The organism is Bifidobacterium saguinibicoloris (genome assembly GCF_019331725.1).
Lineage (GTDB): Bacteria > Actinomycetota > Actinomycetes > Actinomycetales > Bifidobacteriaceae > Bifidobacterium > Bifidobacterium saguinibicoloris.
Genome location: NZ_JAHBBF010000004.1, coordinates 1 through 15983, shown reverse-complemented (window position 1 = coordinate 15983; position 15983 = coordinate 1). Strand labels below are relative to the sequence as shown.

Genomic DNA, 15983 nt, shown 5'->3' with positions numbered 1-15983 from the left:
AGGAGAAACCCGTCGAAGCGCGTTCGCAGATGCCGCTGACCATCCGCGAACGGCTCATGGGCATGAGCCAATCCGAAGGATCCGTGGCCGTGGTCGGTTCGATGAACGCGGACTACACCGTCACCACGCGCAGACTCCCCGAACCGGGAGAGACCGTCAAGGGTGGTGCGCTGAAGATCCTGCCCGGCGGCAAGGGCGCGAACCAGGCCGCGGCCGCCGCCAGGCTCGGCGCCGACGTACACTTCTACGGGGCCGTCGGCGACGACGAGAACGCCGCCTTCCTGCTGAGCAAGCTCGACGACGCGGGCGTCGACACCAGCGAGATCCTCCACACCGAAGGCGCCAGCGGCACCACCGTCATCACCGTGGACGCCGAGGGGGAGAACACCATCGTCTACTCCACCGGCGCGAACGGCAAGGTGAGCGCCGGATACGTGCAATGCCACCGCGAGGCGCTCGGCGAGGCCAAGGTGCTCGGCCTGTGCCTGGAAAGCCCCGTGCCCACCGTGATCGCCGCCGCCCAGGCCGCGCACGAGCAGGGCGTGACCGTGCTGCTCAACGAGTCCCCGTTCATGGCGGAGCTGCCGCACGAGCTCATCGAAGCCACCGACATCCTCCTCGTCAACGAGCACGAGGCCGCCGACCTGCTCGAACTGCCGGACCTCGTCGAAGGCACCTGGTCCACGCACGATTGGGCCGACGTGGTCGACCGGTTCACCGACTACGGCTTCACCCGGGGCATCGTCACCCTCGGCGAGGAGGGGTCCATCGTCATCGAGGACGGGCAATGGTTCCGCGTGGGCCAGGCCATCGTCGAGGCGGTCGACACCACCGGCTGCGGCGACTCGTTCATGGGCACCGTGCTCGCCGGTCTCGCCGCCGGGTATTCGCTGCTCCAGTCCGCGCAGATCGGCTCCTATGTGGCCGCGTACGCCGCCACCAAGCTCGGTGCGCAATCCTCGTTCGGCACCGCCGAGGAGATCGCCGACTACTTCACGCCCGCCGAGTAGACGCCTTCGGTTCCGGCCGGCCCTGGCCGTCCGATCCGTCCGATTGTCCGTCCGGCCGATGCATGCGTGTCCGGGCCCGTCGTCTTCCCGATGCCGGTATCATGAACGGCTGCACCGCACCGTGCCGTACGTTCCCGCGGTCCGGCGATTCCCATGATTCCGAGGAGGCCCGATGACGAGTCTGCTGCTCGCCGTGATCTACCTGTCGTTCATCAGTCTGGGGCTGCCGGACGCGCTGCTCGGCGCCGCATGGCCCACCATGAGCCAGGATCTCGGTGCACCCCTGTCGTGGGCGGGCGGCATCTCGATGACGATCTCCGCGGCGACCATCTGCTCGGCGCTCATGAGCGACCGCATGACCCTGCGGTTCGGCGCCGGTCGCGTCACCGCGGCGTCCGTGGGGCTCACCGCCGCCGCTCTGCTCGGCTTCTCGTTCGCCCCGAACTACTGGACGCTGCTCGCGCTCGCCGTGCCGTACGGGCTCGGCGCCGGCGGCGTGGACGCCGCGCTCAACAACTACGTGGCCATCCACTATGAGAGCCGGCATATGAGCTGGCTGCACTGCATGTGGGGCGTGGGCGCCCTGACCGGCCCGTATGTGATGGGCTACGCGCTCTCCGGCGGACAGGGGTGGCCGTGGGGCTACCGGTACATCGCGTTCCTGCAGATCGCGCTCACCGTGGTCATCACGTTCAGCCTGCCGTTGTGGAAGTCCCGCACGGCGTCCGGTGCGTCCGTGTCCGGTGTGCCCGATACACCGGATTCATCCGACGCGTCGTCCGCCGCGCCCTCCGCGCCGAAGCGTGAACCGTTGGGGCTCAAGGGCGTACTCGCCATCCGCGGCGCCCGCGAGATCCTGCTCATGTTCCTGTGCTATTGCGCCGTCGAATCCACGTGCATGCTGTGGGGCGCGAGCTATATGGTCCTGGGTCACGGTATCGGCAAGGCGGAGGCCGCCAGCTGGATCAGCCTGTTCTTCATCGGCATCACCGTGGGCCGCGGCCTGAGCGGCTTCCTCACGATGCGGCTCGCCGACCACGAGATGATCCGCCTCGGCCAGGCGCTCATCCTCGCCGGCATCGTCGTCATGCTGCTGCCGTTGCCGCATCATCTCGGCGTGTTCGCGGGTCTCACCGTGGTGGGTCTCGGCTGCGCGCCCATCTACCCGTGCATCATCCACTCCACGCCAGCCTATTTCGGCGAGGAGCGCTCGCAGGCCATCGTGGGCGTGCAGATGGCCGCCGCCTACGTCGGGTCGATGCTCATGCCGCCGTTGTTTGGTCTCATCGCCCAGTATCTGACCATCGCCCTGTTCCCGTTCTTCCTGCTCGCGTTCCTCGCCGTCATGGTCGTCATGCACGAGGCGCTGCGCCGCAAGCGCGGCTGAGACGCGGCGGCCGGCTCACGGGACGATCGTCGGCCCCATGCCGAACCCGTGCGCCGCGTCGAACGTGCCGATGACGTACGCCGGGTCGCTCCAGCCGAACGCCACGTACCAGACGAGGAACGCCACGAGGCAGGCGGCCGTCAACGGCAGACGGGGGAGGACCATCTTAACCAAGGCGAGCAGCAGCATCACTGCCAGCAGTCCGATGAACGCGCCCGCCGCATACCGCATCCACGTCAGCCCGTACGCGGCGATGTACAGCAGCAGCCGTCTGGCGGCGGAGGCGAGCATCACGCCGGTGGCGCCGACCAGCCCGACGAGCATGACGACGAGCGTGCGCGTCCGGCGCGCGTACGTGTGCGCCAGCCCGAACATCGTCAGGTTGATGGCGGCCACGGCGAGCAGCTGGAAGAATCCGGAGCGTGCGTATTCGGCGTAGGTGAGTCCGTCCGGCAGACCGGCGCCGGCGAACAGGAACGTGAACTGCACGCCGCAGAACACGGCGTACGCGGCGAGCGCCATGCCGAGCACGATAACCGTCACCGTGCCATCGAACCGCAGTCCGGCACGCATCGCGTACGAGGCCTTCGCCTTGTCCGACGTGTCGTCCGCATGCGCCAGCAGGGAGAACAGGAACGGCAGCGGCAGCAGCGTCCATGCGGCGTGCGTGCACAGGGAGCGCAGGTCGAAATCGCCGAAGAGACGCGTCAGTCCGTAGCGGAACACCATGTCCGCGCCGGAGAGCAGGGCGAGCAGGACGGCGAGCAGCGGCAGCCCGATGAGCATGGCGAGGCCCGCCTTGCGTGCGGCGCCTCCGATTCGCCGCGTGCCGTCCGGGCCGCAGGCGCGCAGATTCCGCCCCAAGCCGTCCAGTAGCCGGAAGAGCCCGCCGATCCGCGTGAACGGCTTGACCACCCATCCCGCGAACCAGTTGACGACGACGCCGAGGGGACGGCGCACGTCGTACAGGCCGTTCGCGAGCTGCGCGTGGAGCATGAGCAGCGCGGGCATGACGAGGACGACGGTGATGAGCTCGAATTCGAGGTTGCCTTGGAAACGCGTTTCGGCGAGCATGCACCATGCGGCCAGAGCCACGACGGCGAGGGTCACCGTCCAGATGAGCGGGCGAGTGAGCGCCGTGCGCGGGTGGAGGGCCGTCATGACGGCGAGGCAGACGAGCCAGAACACGGCCAGCGGCGTGAGATAGCCCCACTGGTACACCCATGAGGGCATGTCGGTCCACGTGGCGACGACGAGCCGGTCGAACAGGAGCGTGACGGCGAACGCCGCGACGAGCAGGCGCAGGCCGCGCCCGTCCTGCGCCGGTCGCGTCGGTCCGTCGGCGGGCCGTCGCGTCATGCCGTCCGATGGCGGAACGTCCGATGGCGGTGCCGTGTGTGCATCCGACGGCGTGCGTGCGATGGTGGTCGGTTCGGTCATGTCGTGCTCCTTGGGTCCGATGCGTGGGAACGTGCGTCGCATGTGGGCGACGGTTCCGTATGGCTGCCGCCATCGTAACTATCGAAAAACGATATGAATCTATCGACATGCAATTCTTCACGGTGTTGACATATTGAAAAACGATAGGTTATTATCGTCTTGCAATACATTCGGGGTGGCGCCCGAGGGGGAGCCGCTCCAACCGGAAGGAGCACATCATGGCCGACACGTCGAACGAACGCTGGCCCGAATACCATCCCGCCGCCATCACGGCGCTCAAGGCGCTCATCGTCCTCTTCGAACTGGTCTGCCTGTGGGGACAGTACGCCGTGGTCGTCCTCTCCGGCGACATCGTCGCCACGTACCCGGAACTCGCCCCCGCCCGATGGCCGTACGCGATCGCCGGCATACTCGGCATCCTGTGCTTCGAAGCCGCGCTGATCCCCCTGTGGCGGCTGCTCACGCTCGCCAGACGGCGCGACGTGTTCTCCGGCAGGGCCGTCACCTGGACCGACGCCATCATCGTCTGCGCCGCGGCCGAAGGCGTGCTCGTCCTCTTCGTGCTGCTCTACGGCTCGCTCGCGCACGCCGAATACTACGATCCGGCGCAGGGCGTCGCCGTGGACGTTGCGATGGGCGCCGCGGCCATGAGCGCGGCATGCGTCGTGGCGCTGCTGCTCATCGCCGCCTTCATCCTGCTCCTGCTCGTCATGCGGTCCCTGCTCAAGGCCGCCATCGCGCAGCGCGACGAACTCGCGGAGGTGATCTGACATGGCCATCCGCGTCAACCTCGACGTCATGCTCGCCAAACGCAAGATGGGCGTCAACGAACTCGCCGACCGCGTCGGCATCACCCCCGCCAACGTGTCCGTCCTCAAGAACGGGCGCGCCAAGGCCGTACGCTTCACCACCCTCGACAACATCTGCCGCGTCCTTGACTGCCAGCCCGGCGACATCCTCGAATACGTCGACGACTGACCCGTACGGCCGATCCGTGCGCCCGCGCTCGTCGCAGCGCGGCACTAGCATCGAACATATGTGCGAATGTCTGGAAGCGTTCTCGAAACCCACCCGGGAATGGTTCCGGCATGCGTTCGGCGCGCCCACCGAAGCGCAGCGCGAGGCATGGCCCGTCATCCGCTCCGGCGCGGACACGCTCGTCATCGCCCCCACCGGCTCCGGCAAGACCCTGTGCGCCTTCCTCTCCGCCATCGACCGTCTCATGACGGACGCGCCCACCACCCGCTCCCGCAAGACCAAGGGCGTGCGCGTCCTCTACATCTCGCCGCTCAAGGCGCTCGCCGTCGACGTCGCCAAGAACCTCGAAGCGCCGTTGGACGGCATCGCCGCCGCCTGCGCGGCCACAGGCGCGCCCGCGCCCGCCATCCGCATCGCCACGCGCAGCGGCGACACCACGCCCAAGGAGCGCCGCGCCATCGCCGCGCATCCGCCGGACATCCTCGTCACCACACCCGAATCCCTCTACCTCATCCTCACCTCCAAGGCGAGGACCATCCTCAGGACCGTGGACACCGTCATCGTCGACGAAGTGCATGCGCTCGCCGGCGGCAAACGCGGTGCCCACCTCGCATTGAGCCTCGAACGGCTCGACGACCTCATCACCGGAAGCGCCGCGAATCGGCGTCACCACGGCGATGCGGCGACGGATGCGTCCGCCGGCCGGCCCGCCCAACGCATCGGCCTGTCCGCCACCGTGAACCCGCCCGCCGAGGCCGCGCGCTTCCTCGGCGGCGTACGTCCCGTCACCATCGTCGACCCGGGGGCCCAGCCCGACATGGACTTGAAGGTCGTGGAACCGTTGGCCGACATGCGCGACCTGCAATCGGCGAACGTCGCGCACCGCGCCGGCGGCGTCGACGCGGAACGCGCGGCGGCGCCGCACATCTCCGGCGTCACGCCCGCCATGCGGCGTCTCGCCGAACGCAAGGGGATTGTCGACGGTGGTTCCGGTGGTTCCGGCGGAACCGACGGAACGGACCGGTGGAACGCCGATTCGTCCGCGGTCACCGGCGCCGCCGGCGACCGCACGTCCGGCTCGATATGGCCGGTCGTCGAGGCAAGCGTCCTCGACGAGATCCTAGCCCACCGCACCACGCTCGTGTTCGTCAACTCACGTGGGTTGGCGGAAAAACTCACCGCGCGATTGAACGACCTGTACGCCGAACGCCGGGGGAGCGGCGTGACCGATTCGTCCGGCCCGTCCGGTGCGTCGGCCGCGTCCGGCGCGTCCGGCGCATCCGATGGACTCGCGGGATTCGGCATCCCCGGCTTGTCCGGCATGTCCGCCGACAAAGGCTCGCCGGAGGGACGCGAGGGCTTCGCCCGGCACTACGATTCGGTCGTCGGCTCGACCACGATGCTCGTCGGCTCGCACGGCGTGGACGACGTCATCGCGATGGCCCACCACGGCTCGGTCTCCAAGGACCGGCGCAAGCAGATCGAGGAACGGTTGAAGCGCGGCGAACTCCGTTGCGTGGTCGCGACCAGCAGCCTCGAACTCGGCATCGACATGGGCTCGGTCGACCTCGTCATCCAGATCGCGCCGCCCCTGTCCGTCGCCTCCGGCCTGCAGCGCGTGGGCCGCGCCGACCATCGCGTCGGCGGCGTCTCGCACGCCCTGTTCTATCCGCTGACGCGCGAGCAGATCGTCGGCGTCGCCGCCTCCATCGAAAGCATGCGCGCGGGCGACATCGAACCGTTGGCCGTGCCGCGCAACCCGCTCGACATCCTCGCCCAGCAGACCGTCGCAGCCGCCGCGATGGACGACCTCAAACCCGACGACTGGTATGCGACCGTACGTCGCGCCGCACCGTTCGCCGACCTCGACCGGAGCATGTTCGACGCGGTCATGGGCATGATGACCGGCGCGTACGACACCGAGGAGTTCTCCGCGTTCCGCCCGCCCCTCATGTGGAACCATGAGGCCGACCTCATCGCCGCGCGTCCCGGCGCGCAACGCCTCGCCGTCACCTCCGGCGGCACGATCCCGGACCGCGGTCTCTACACGGTGGTCCTGCCCGAAGCGGATACGGGACGCGGCGGGCAGCGCCGCGTCGGCGAACTCGATGAGGAGATGGTCTACGAGTCGCGCGTCGGCGACGTCATCACCCTCGGCACGTCCACCTGGCAGATTCAGGAGATCACGCGCGACCGCGTCGTCGTCACCCCCGCCCCCGGACGCACCGCACGCCTGCCGTTCTGGCACGGCGAGGAGACGGGCCGCGACGCCGGCTTCGGCCGCGCCAAAGGACGGTTCCTGCGCGAGACGGCCGCCGGTCTCGTCCACGCGTCGTCGCAGCGGCCGGAAGCCGAACCGACCTTCACGCCGCCCATCCTGCATCGTCTCAAAGCCGACGGCCTCGACCGCAACGCCGTCGACAACCTCGCCCGGCTCCTCGCCGAACAGCAGGCCGCCACCGGCGTCGTCCCCTCCGACGAGACCATCGTCGTCGAACGCTGCCCCGACGAGGAGGGCGACTGGCGCGTCATCATCCACTCGCCGTACGGCCGCCGCGTCCACGAACCGTGGGCGATGGCCGTCACCGCACGGCTCACGCAACGCTACGGCTTCGACGGGCAGGCGTACGCGGCCGACGACGGCATCGTCATCCGCATCCCCGACGGCGTCGGCGAAATCCCCATCCGAGATCTGCTCCTGTTCGATCCGGACGACCTCACGCGCATCATCGAAACCCAAGTGGGGGAGAGCGTGCTGTACGCCGCCCGGTTCCGCGAATGCGCCGCACGCTCCCTGTTCCTGCCGCGCACCGAACCAGGCAGACGCGTGCCCCTCTGGCAGCAGCGCCTGCGCGCCGCCCAACTGCTCAACGCCGCCCGCATGCGCCGCAACTTCCCGCTCCTGCTCGAAACCGCGCGCGAATGTCTCCAGGACGTCTACGACCTCGACGCGCTGCGCTCGCTGATGACCAGATTGAACGGCGGCGCCGTCACTCTGAAAGAGACGACGACGGACACGCCGTCGCCGTTCGCCGAGAACCTGTTGTTCGGTTTCGTCGGCTCGGTCATGTACCAGTACGACGTGCCGCAGGCAGAACGTGGCGTGCGTCTGCTCTCGATGGATCCCGAAGTGCTGGAGAAGCTGCTCGGCACGACCGACATGGCCACCGTGCTCGACCCGGACGTCATCGCCGCGGTTGAAGGGGAGCTCGCCGAGCGCACGTTCTGGAACGAGCTCGCGCCCGACGATGTGACCGGTCGTGTGACCCGGTACGCGAAGACCCATGGGCCGTTCACCGCGGAGCGGATGATCGGGGACCTGCGGCTCGATGCGGCCGACGCCGTGCACGCGCTCGACGAACTCGCGCAACGCGGCGAACTGCTGTCCGGGCATTTCGTCGACATGCACGGCGACGGGCGCGACGGTCAGGACGGCGGTCAGGGCGGTCAGGGCGGTCAGGGCGGCGGTGATGACGGCGAATCGCGTGGCGATGCGGGATTCCGGACGGACGCGACGCAATGGCTCCACAAGGACGTGTTCCGGCGCATCCGCGCACGGTCGCTCGCCAAGGCGCGCGAAGCGGTCAAACCGGTGGAACCGGCCGCCTACCAGTCGTTCCTGCTCGACCGGCAGGGCGTCGGTCCGGTAGGCGGCGAACGGTACGAGGGCGCGGACGGGCTGATGCGCGTCATCGAACAATTGGAGGGCGTCGCCTTGCCTGCGGGCACATGGGAATCGGCGGTGTTCCCCGCACGCGTGGCCGGATACTCGCCCGCGATGCTCGACGAGCTGCTCGCCGGCGGCGAGATCGTCTGGGTCGGTTCCAAAACCGGCGATACCAAGGCGAACGAACCCGGGCTCGTCACGTTCCACCCGGCGGGTTCGATGCTGCTTGAGACCGGTGACGGCGATGATCCGGCGGGACGCGGCCCGTCATCCGGCATGACCATTCCCGAAGCCATCCTGGCCGTGCTCGCCTCGGGCGGCGCCTACCACGCCTCACAGCTCGCCGCGATGACCCGCGAACGGTGGCGGGCCGCGAACGCAGGTCGGTCGGACGGCGTGTCCGGGTCGGACGGAACGGACGCCACGGCCGGAGCGGACGGAGTGGACGGAACGATGACGGACGAAACCGGGGCGGATGAGACCGTCGATCCGGAGACCGGCGAGATCATCACGATGCCGGCCGTATCCAGACGGCCGTCGCCCGTACGGGACATGCCGGACGGATGGACGCAATCGCAGCCATGGTCCGACAGCCAGTTCGAGGAGGCGCTCTGGTCTCTGGTCTGGCAGGGCAAGGTCACCAACAGTTCGTTCGTCCCCATGCGCGCGCTGGGCGCCGGAACCGGGAAACGCACGGTGCGTGCGCCCGCGCGCGCATCACGCCGACGCATCCGCATGACCGCGCCACGCACACCGATGACGATGGGCGGCCTGTGGTCGGCCGTCGGCGGAGACATGACGGATGCCGACGCGTGCGTCGACGCCGGCACTCCGGAACAGCAGGCGCTCGAACGGGTGGAGATCCTGCTCGACCGGTACGGCGTCATCGCCCAGCCGCTCATCGACAAGGAAAGCGTCCCCGGTGGCTTCTCGGGCCTGTATCCGCTGCTCAAACGCATGGAGGAACATGGGCGGCTCGTGCGAGGCATGTTCGTCCGCGGTTTCGGCGCCGCCCAGTTCGCCGAGAAGGACGTCGTCGACGTGCTGCGGCATATGGGACCGGGGCAGGGCGAGGCGTCCGGGACGGGCCGTGGCATGGACGAGACGGGGCATATGCGTTCGGCCGTGGCCCTCAGCGTGCTTGATCCCGCGAATCTCTATGGTTCCGCAATCGCATGGCCCGCCGTCCCGAAAGGCGCCGCCAAACCGGCAAGGCGCGAGGGCGGCGTCGTGGTGCTCGCGGATGGCAGGCCGGTGTCCTATGCGACACCGAAGTCGAAGCATCTGACAGTGTTCGGGCCAAGCCGGGCCGTGGTGGGAAAGGACGTGACGGAAGAGGGCGCGACGGCGTCGTCGGAGTCGGCGTCGTCGTCGGAGTCGGTGGAACCGTCGGAAACGCCGCATCGGTCGGAACGGGTCGAACAGTCGAAACAGGCCGGACGGTCGAAACGGGTCGAACCATCGCAACAGACGGCATCGGACGGAACCACGTCGGACGGGGCTGTATCGGGCGGGGCGACATCGGACGATGACGCCGCACGGCTGCGTCCCGCATTCGCGGAACTGGCCTACGTGCTGCGCAGGGGAGGACCCGGCACGACCACCTTCGCCGACGTCAACGGCGAACCATTGAACGGGCGCAACCCCTACGCGCGCGTGCTCCACCAGGCCGGATTCACCCCGGTGCCGCAGGGCATGCGGCTGTACTGAAGCGGGAATGCACCATCCGGCATTGTCGGATCTGTTTCGCGGGTCACGTGCCGCCGGCGTCGGCGTTCGGGGCGGATGTCGGTGGCGCCCGGTGTGAGCGGTACGTGGCCGGTGCCGGATGTCGGATCGCCGTCGGCTTCGGTGGACGCCGGATGCCGGACGTCGGATGCCGTCGTCGGCGAAACCGTCTGGTTCAGACGATTGAGGGACGCGTGTCGAGCGTGCAGACGACGCCCGTCTCCTGACGCACCCACTCGATGGCCTGCAACGCGGCGATGTTCCACAGCGCGTGCGGGATGCCGCCCAGATCGGGCTGGTCGGCCCAGAACGTGAGGTCGTCGGCGAACACGGTGACGACCGTGTTCTCGTCGGCCGGCGTGATCATGCGGTGCAGTTTCCGGGCGAGCGTGGCGACGAACTCGTTCGCCGCCGCCAACGTGTCGACGATATGCTGGTCGGCGGTCACCGGCGGTACCACGATCTCCCATGATTCGACGTCGGAGGCGTCCCACTGCGCCGACTCGCCGTCGACCTTCCGCTCGACGGTCACGAACAGCCGTGCGAACTCGCTCGACGTCAAACCCGTGACGCGCCGCCGCGTCTCCAACTCGATCGGTGTCATGACCGGACCCTTCCTGTTGCGGATGTTGCGGAGCTCTCCCGTGTGGAACTATCCCGTGCGGATGCATGGGCATCACCTATGAATTCTCGCACATCCTATAGGTTCGGTCGTGGACAGCCTGTTCGTGGCCTGCGGAATGCCACATTCTATAGAATCGGGCGCTGGAAGTCCTGCTTCCGCTCCGGAAACGTCCGATTCTATAGGTTCGGACGCGGATGGCCTGTTCGTGGCCCGTGGAATGGTGCATTCTATAGAAACGGTTGTTGGAGACGGGTTTGTGGCTGCTGGACCGGCACATTCTATAGGATCGGTCGCAGCGTGTTCGGATAGCGACGACGCACGGAGGCCGCGGTATGCAGCAACGCGATCATGCCGAATACAATCAACGTGATCAGCTGCCAGAGGGAGGAAAGCCTCAAACCAAGCACGATGAACACGGTCATCGGAATCGCTGCGACGAACGTCACCATCGAGAACGAACCTGCCGTGGCCGCATGCGTGGCGAGCAGCATCTGCACGGTGGCGAACGCGAGCACCGCGGGGCCGGCGATCGCGCCGATGGTCCCGAACACCACGGAGAGGACGGTGCCGGAACCGGCATGTACCAACCCCGCCCAGAGGAGATACGCGAACAGCGAACCCGTCATGAACTCCGCGAGCAGCATCGGCAGCAGGCTCTTGCCCAGACAGTAACCAAGCATGGATCGACCCGACCCGCGGTAGTTCTCCAACGTGCCGTCCGCGAGCAACGTGGCACCCATGTCCATCGTGGTGGCGTTGGAGAACAACGTGTACGCCGACAGCAACGCGGCGACATAGCCATACCAAGGACCGAGCGACTCCAACACCGGCAACGCCTCGAACGAATCGGCACCACGCGGGTCCGAGCCCGCGAGCACCGCCAGCACGACTGGGATGAACAGACAGGCCACGACGACCGCGGCCACACACAGGCGGCTCCTGCGCCACAACAGCCAATCGCGATACAACAATGCCTTCATGATGATGCTCCTTACCGGTATGAAGTTCAGACGGTGGCGGATTCCGTCCCCCTGACGGTGACGCCGAGGCCGAAATCGACGTGGTCGCGCTCGCGGCCGAGCGTGGCGGCACGTTTGAACGCGTCGACGTCGGGGAAATCGGCGAGCATGACGTCCTTGACCAGATGCCTGTCGTCGAGAATGACGACGCGGTTGACGACCTCCCAGCAGTAGTCGAGGTCGTGTGTGATGGTCAGGATCGTGCGACCGTCCGCCTTGAGCTGACGCATCAGGTCGATGAGCAGTTGGCGGGTGATCGGGTCGACCGCGTTGGTCGGCTCGTCGAACAGGATGAGCTTGGGGTCGAAGAGCATGCCCGCCACGATGCCCGCGCGCTTGCGCAATCCGGATGAGAGGTCCCTGACCTTCTTGTCGAGATGGTCCTGGAGTTCGAACGCCCTGACCATTGGCAGTGCGTCCAAGTGCTTCAGGTCGATCGGATGCGGGTCGTCATGCGTGGCGTACAGCATCGCGCGGAACCTCAGGTTCTCGCGCACGGTCATGTTCGCGGAGAGGTTGCCCGAATCGGTGAGCTGGAACACCTCGCGCATCGAATGGAACACGTCGGCGTTGATCGTGGCCGAACCGTGTTGCGGGCGCAGCAGACCCGTGATGACGCCGAACAGGGTGGTCTTGCCCACGCCGTTGTAGCCGAGGATGCCGAGCGACTGTCCGGCCGGCACGTCGAGGTCGATGTGTTCAAGGACCGGCTTGTTGCGCCGATAGCCGAACGTCATGTCCGTGACGCGGACCGCGGTCGGGATGGGGGAGGCGTGCGTCGCGGAAGCGGGGGAGGACGTCGGAGTGGGAGCGGGACCGAGCGTGGGTGCGGTCATGATCATTGCCTTTCCTTTGATGAGTATCGACCACAGGGCCATCGCCAACGCGGCGAGCGTAGGGATGAACGCCGTCACGATGCCTTGCGGACTTGCGATGAAGCCGTGCAGCATGGGCGCGGACAGGTACGAGATCGCCATCAACGCCAGCGACAGCACGGTGATCGGGACGAGCGCGTAGACGAGCTGCGCGGCGAAGTACTGGCGCAAGGGACGTCCGCACGCCCTGGCCGAGGGGATGACGCCGTTGGCGAGGTCGTCGTGGATCGCGTCCAGCGACACCGTGGGCGCCAGACACATGGCGAACGAGACCACGGCGAATCGGTATACGGTGACCGCCATCGGCGAATCCATGCCCGTGGTCGGTATGAGCATGACGAGCAATATCGACATGACGACGCCGAGGACGGCGACGGCCAGCATCGCGGTGTTGTGCCGGATCTGCATGAGGTCCTTGTAGAGAATCGCTTTCATGATGCGCCTCGAGGAGTGATGAAGGGTGATGAAGTGTGATGAAGAGTGATGGGGACTTGGGCGGTGCGAGGGAATCCCGTTTTCGGGCAGGCTTGCGCCGGGGTGGTGATGTAGACGGTGATGCAGGTGATGCATCGGAGGCGGAGCAACGCGAAGAGAGAACGCGTGGATTCAGGCCGGCTTACCGCCCCGCCACAATCTGCCTGAGCGCGGCTACATGCGAGCGGAACGCCGCTTCGCCCTCGGGGGTGAGCCTGACCCACGTGACCTTGTACGCCTTGCTTGTGCCGCCGTCGGCCTTCTTGTCGAGCGTCACGTAGCCGTGCTCGGCGAGGGTCTTCAGGTGTTTGGAGCAGACGGCGTCGCTCACGCCGATGGTGTCGCGCAGCATGTCGAACCGGACGGTGCCGTACGTGTCGAGCAGGCCGCATATCCGCAACCGGACCGGCGCGTGGATCACCTCATTGAAGACGGGTTCCGGATCATCCGATGTCATGGGTCGCCTCCGTTCCGGGAGTGCCGTGCGTCCCTTGCGGTCCGCCCGGCCTGTCCGGTTTGCCCGGCGTATCCGACGCGTCCAGCGCCAGCGGGGTGGTGATGACCTGTGCGTACGCCTCGGTCTGCCGGCGGCTGATCCACGCCGAGACGAGTCCGCATATCGGCGCGAGTGCGACGACCGGCCACCACGGCGCGTAGAGAACGCCGATGAGGAGCATCGCCACGGGTGCGGCGAACACGAACGTCAGGTAGATGGTGAAGACCCGACGGTATCGTCCGTCCTTCAGTAGGCGCTTGTCGGGCCAGAACAGTCTGCCGTTCCATACGCCGATGCCGCTTCGCTTCTGGCCGTATGCCAGCAGGGCGGTGGATAGCGTGACGAGCAGCACCGCGCCGCCGACGTAGAGCCAGTATTCGGCTCGTGTGAACGCGGCGTGCCCGCCCAGCAGAGTCCAGCCCAGAAGCCAGTAGGCGACGGCGTTGATCGTCATGACGGTTCCCGTGAACGCCGCGCTCCATGTCGCCATCGTCGCGGTGACGGGTCGGTCGTTGACTGTTTTGCGGTCCGTGTCCAGCGCGCGCAGCGATTCGAGCGCGTCCAGTGCGTCCGTCCCGTACTCGTCGCGTCCGGTTCCGGGGCCGGTGTGCGCCAAGTCGGATGATACGGCGTCGCGTATGTCGTCTGTCATGATGATGCCTCTCTGGGAACGAAACCACTTTCCGTTGTGGAAAACAATATCACTTTCCGCAACGGAAACAAGTTTCGTTCCGTTGTGTCCGCATCACGACGACGAACGGGCGATGAACGTATCGTTCATCGGCCGTCGGTCCGCGAGGCGCGTCCCATGTGGCGCACCAACCGGAGCTGGTGACGGACTGCATGGCGGATCTCGTGGGTTTCACCAATCGCGATGATGTACCGGTGCTGATGCAGTGTGCCATCGCTCATGCGCAATTCGAAACCATCCACCCGTTTGCTGACGGCAATGGCCGTTGCGGTCGTGCCTTGGTTATTGAGCAAACCACAGGCCGAACGGTCGGTAAGGCGTCTTGAGGAGGCCGGGGTATTGACGCGTCGTGGGGGGGATGCGCCGCAATGTCATTTGGGAGCATTGTGGGATTCTGAATGTGCTTGACGATTATGCGGCCGGTCTGCGGTGAAGGTAGCCATCGCGGCTCTGATGCGTATCGGAACTACAGCACGCGGTATTGCCCGTCGCGTTTGGTCATGATGAGGCCGGCGTTGCGTAGTTTGCGGTCAAGGGATTCGACGCCGCGGCGCACCAGGCCTTCCTGTGTGAAGTATGAGCCGCCGGCGGCGTGCTGGAGTTCGTCGAGCCCGACGAACCGGCCGCTCGCGCGCACCAGCGTCTCGAGGATGTCGTATTCGAGGCGGGAGAGTGGCATCGCGTTGCGCGTGCTTGCGAAATACGCCTTGCGGTTTTTAAGGTCCAGTGTGAGGTCTCCGCGGATGAGCATCGTGCCCATGCCAGCGCCGGACGATTCGCGCGCGAGCATCTCCACGTAGGAGAGCAGTTCGGTGTCGGAGAACGGCATGCGGAGCGTTGCGTCCGGTGTCGTTGTGGGGTTGGCGGCCGGATCCGCGTTGTCGGCTGTGCCGCCGGACAGGTTCCGGCGCAGCGACGTGGTGGCGAGCAGCAGCGTCCGTATCGACGGTTGTGCGGTCTTCATGGTTGCGATGACGGTCGGCGAATCGACGATGGCGATGTCGAGCGTCGCGGGTTGCGTTGCGTCCGTCGTTCCGGTTGTTCGGTTCGCTGTGCGGGGTGTCGTTCCGGCCGATACGGTGCCGTTCGCGCCGTCCGTGTCGTTCGCGGCTGCGACGGCATCGTCGGCAGGTCCGGCGAGCGTTGCCGTCAGTGCGGAGACGGCCGATTCCGGTGACGCCATGTTCTTCGGTTCGATGGCGTCGACCGTGTATCCGGCTTTGCCGAGCGTGTTTCGGATCGCCTGCGACAACGCCGCGTTGGCTACCGCGACCAGAATTCTCATAGGACTCGCCTCCCGCACACCAGTGTAGTAGCCGCGCGCCCGCCTCCTGTCTCAAGCGGTATGACGTCGGTGCATGTCGATTCGTCGTTGATGGACCTGCGATGTGGTTTGTTGGCTGGTTTCCGGTGTTGTTTTTGGTGTTTTCGACACGCCGGTGGTTTGTTGTGTTTCCGGGGTTTGTGGGGTGTTGTGGTGGGGTGGGGTTGCGTTGGTTGGGGTTTGCGTGTAAGTTGTTCTTTCGCTGCCGCCGAGCGGTTCCGGCCGGGGTTCTTCCGGTTCGGGGTTGGTTTTGGTGTGTGTGGTGGTTT

At 66.8% G+C, this 15983-nt stretch carries 12 protein-coding genes and 2 pseudogenes; 6 read left to right on the top strand and 8 right to left on the bottom strand.

Annotation, left to right across the window (positions count from 1 at the left end):
• Nucleotides 1-29: 29 nt before the first annotated feature.
• Both KIH78_RS03870 and KIH78_RS03865 read left to right on the top strand, forming a co-directional pair.
• Entirely contained in the window at nucleotides 30-1010 is a 981-nt protein-coding gene (locus KIH78_RS03870; protein ID WP_219131456.1) for a ribokinase, read from the top strand.
• A gap of 172 nt (nucleotides 1011-1182) precedes the next feature.
• Nucleotides 1183-2397: an MFS transporter gene (locus tag KIH78_RS03865; protein ID WP_219131356.1), complete on the top strand. Its 1215-nt coding sequence runs from the start codon at nucleotides 1183-1185 to the stop codon at nucleotides 2395-2397.
• 15 nt (nucleotides 2398-2412) lie between these two features.
• On the opposite strand, the gene KIH78_RS03860 is transcribed toward KIH78_RS03865, so the two are convergent.
• Entirely contained in the window at nucleotides 2413-3837 is a 1425-nt protein-coding gene (locus KIH78_RS03860; RefSeq protein ID WP_219131354.1) for a DUF4153 domain-containing protein, read from the bottom strand.
• Between the two features lie 218 nt (nucleotides 3838-4055).
• Here KIH78_RS03860 and KIH78_RS03855 point away from each other — a divergent pair, with 218 nt between their 5' ends.
• Genes KIH78_RS03855 through KIH78_RS03845 form a run of 3 tightly spaced genes read left to right on the top strand, consistent with a single transcriptional unit; the run spans nucleotide 4056 to nucleotide 10192 of the window.
• Nucleotides 4056-4607 (top strand): DUF2975 domain-containing protein, encoded by a 552-nt coding sequence (locus KIH78_RS03855; protein WP_214315511.1) that lies wholly within the window; start codon nucleotides 4056-4058, stop codon nucleotides 4605-4607.
• A 1-nt stretch (nucleotide 4608) separates the two neighbouring features.
• Nucleotides 4609-4815 (top strand): helix-turn-helix domain-containing protein, encoded by a 207-nt coding sequence (locus KIH78_RS03850; RefSeq protein WP_214315509.1) that lies wholly within the window; start codon nucleotides 4609-4611, stop codon nucleotides 4813-4815.
• Between the two features lie 58 nt (nucleotides 4816-4873).
• Nucleotides 4874-10192 (top strand): DEAD/DEAH box helicase, encoded by a 5319-nt coding sequence (locus KIH78_RS03845; protein ID WP_219131352.1) that lies wholly within the window; start codon nucleotides 4874-4876, stop codon nucleotides 10190-10192.
• A gap of 193 nt (nucleotides 10193-10385) precedes the next feature.
• On the opposite strand, the gene KIH78_RS03840 is transcribed toward KIH78_RS03845, so the two are convergent.
• From KIH78_RS03840 to KIH78_RS03820, 5 genes are all read right to left on the bottom strand, one after another.
• Nucleotides 10386-10814, bottom strand: coding sequence for a hypothetical protein (locus KIH78_RS03840; protein ID WP_219131350.1), 429 nt, complete (start codon nucleotides 10812-10814; stop codon nucleotides 10386-10388).
• Between the two features lie 299 nt (nucleotides 10815-11113).
• A complete protein-coding gene (locus tag KIH78_RS03835; protein ID WP_219131348.1) occupies nucleotides 11114-11815 on the bottom strand; it encodes a hypothetical protein in 702 nt (233 codons plus the stop codon).
• Between the two features lie 26 nt (nucleotides 11816-11841).
• Nucleotides 11842-13164 carry an ABC transporter ATP-binding protein gene (locus tag KIH78_RS10575; protein ID WP_236034396.1) on the bottom strand — a complete coding sequence of 441 codons (1323 nt, stop codon included), beginning with the start codon at nucleotides 13162-13164 and terminating at the stop codon, nucleotides 11842-11844.
• 181 nt (nucleotides 13165-13345) lie between these two features.
• Complete coding sequence (locus KIH78_RS03825; RefSeq protein WP_214315500.1) at nucleotides 13346-13660, bottom strand: transcriptional regulator; 315 nt, start codon at nucleotides 13658-13660, stop codon at nucleotides 13346-13348.
• Nucleotides 13647-14351, bottom strand: a complete 705-nt coding sequence (locus KIH78_RS03820; protein ID WP_219131346.1) for a hypothetical protein — start codon at nucleotides 14349-14351, stop codon at nucleotides 13647-13649. Before KIH78_RS03820 ends, KIH78_RS03825 begins: the two co-directional genes overlap by 14 nt.
• A 131-nt stretch (nucleotides 14352-14482) precedes the next feature.
• Between KIH78_RS03820 and KIH78_RS03815 the strand changes: the two are divergent.
• Nucleotides 14483-14716: pseudogene (locus KIH78_RS03815) on the top strand (Fic family protein); the annotation flags it as partial.
• Nucleotides 14717-14856: 140 nt separating this feature from the next.
• Here KIH78_RS03815 and KIH78_RS03810 read toward each other — a convergent pair.
• On the bottom strand, nucleotides 14857-15675 hold the full coding sequence (locus tag KIH78_RS03810; protein ID WP_219131342.1) for a response regulator transcription factor: 819 nt from the start codon (nucleotides 15673-15675) through the stop codon (nucleotides 14857-14859).
• A gap of 51 nt (nucleotides 15676-15726) precedes the next feature.
• Nucleotides 15727-15983, bottom strand: a pseudogene (locus tag KIH78_RS03805) (hypothetical protein); the annotation flags it as partial.

What these genes read in the sequence shown, in the direction of transcription:
- KIH78_RS03870 (WP_219131456.1), top strand. Translation starts at nt 30, where the DNA reads ATGCCGCTGACCATCCGCGAACGGCTCATGGGCATGAGCCAATCCGAA.
- KIH78_RS03865 (WP_219131356.1), top strand. Translation starts at nt 1,183, where the DNA reads ATGACGAGTCTGCTGCTCGCCGTGATCTACCTGTCGTTCATCAGTCTG.
- KIH78_RS03860 (WP_219131354.1), bottom strand. Translation starts at nt 3,837, where the DNA reads ATGACCGAACCGACCACCATCGCACGCACGCCGTCGGATGCACACACG.
- KIH78_RS03855 (WP_214315511.1), top strand. Translation starts at nt 4,056, where the DNA reads ATGGCCGACACGTCGAACGAACGCTGGCCCGAATACCATCCCGCCGCC.
- KIH78_RS03850 (WP_214315509.1), top strand. Translation starts at nt 4,609, where the DNA reads ATGGCCATCCGCGTCAACCTCGACGTCATGCTCGCCAAACGCAAGATG.
- KIH78_RS03845 (WP_219131352.1), top strand. Translation starts at nt 4,874, where the DNA reads ATGTGCGAATGTCTGGAAGCGTTCTCGAAACCCACCCGGGAATGGTTC.
- KIH78_RS03840 (WP_219131350.1), bottom strand. Translation starts at nt 10,814, where the DNA reads ATGACACCGATCGAGTTGGAGACGCGGCGGCGCGTCACGGGTTTGACG.
- KIH78_RS03835 (WP_219131348.1), bottom strand. Translation starts at nt 11,815, where the DNA reads ATGAAGGCATTGTTGTATCGCGATTGGCTGTTGTGGCGCAGGAGCCGC.
- KIH78_RS10575 (WP_236034396.1), bottom strand. Translation starts at nt 13,164, where the DNA reads ATGAAAGCGATTCTCTACAAGGACCTCATGCAGATCCGGCACAACACC.
- KIH78_RS03825 (WP_214315500.1), bottom strand. Translation starts at nt 13,660, where the DNA reads ATGACATCGGATGATCCGGAACCCGTCTTCAATGAGGTGATCCACGCG.
- KIH78_RS03820 (WP_219131346.1), bottom strand. Translation starts at nt 14,351, where the DNA reads ATGACAGACGACATACGCGACGCCGTATCATCCGACTTGGCGCACACC.
- KIH78_RS03810 (WP_219131342.1), bottom strand. Translation starts at nt 15,675, where the DNA reads ATGAGAATTCTGGTCGCGGTAGCCAACGCGGCGTTGTCGCAGGCGATC.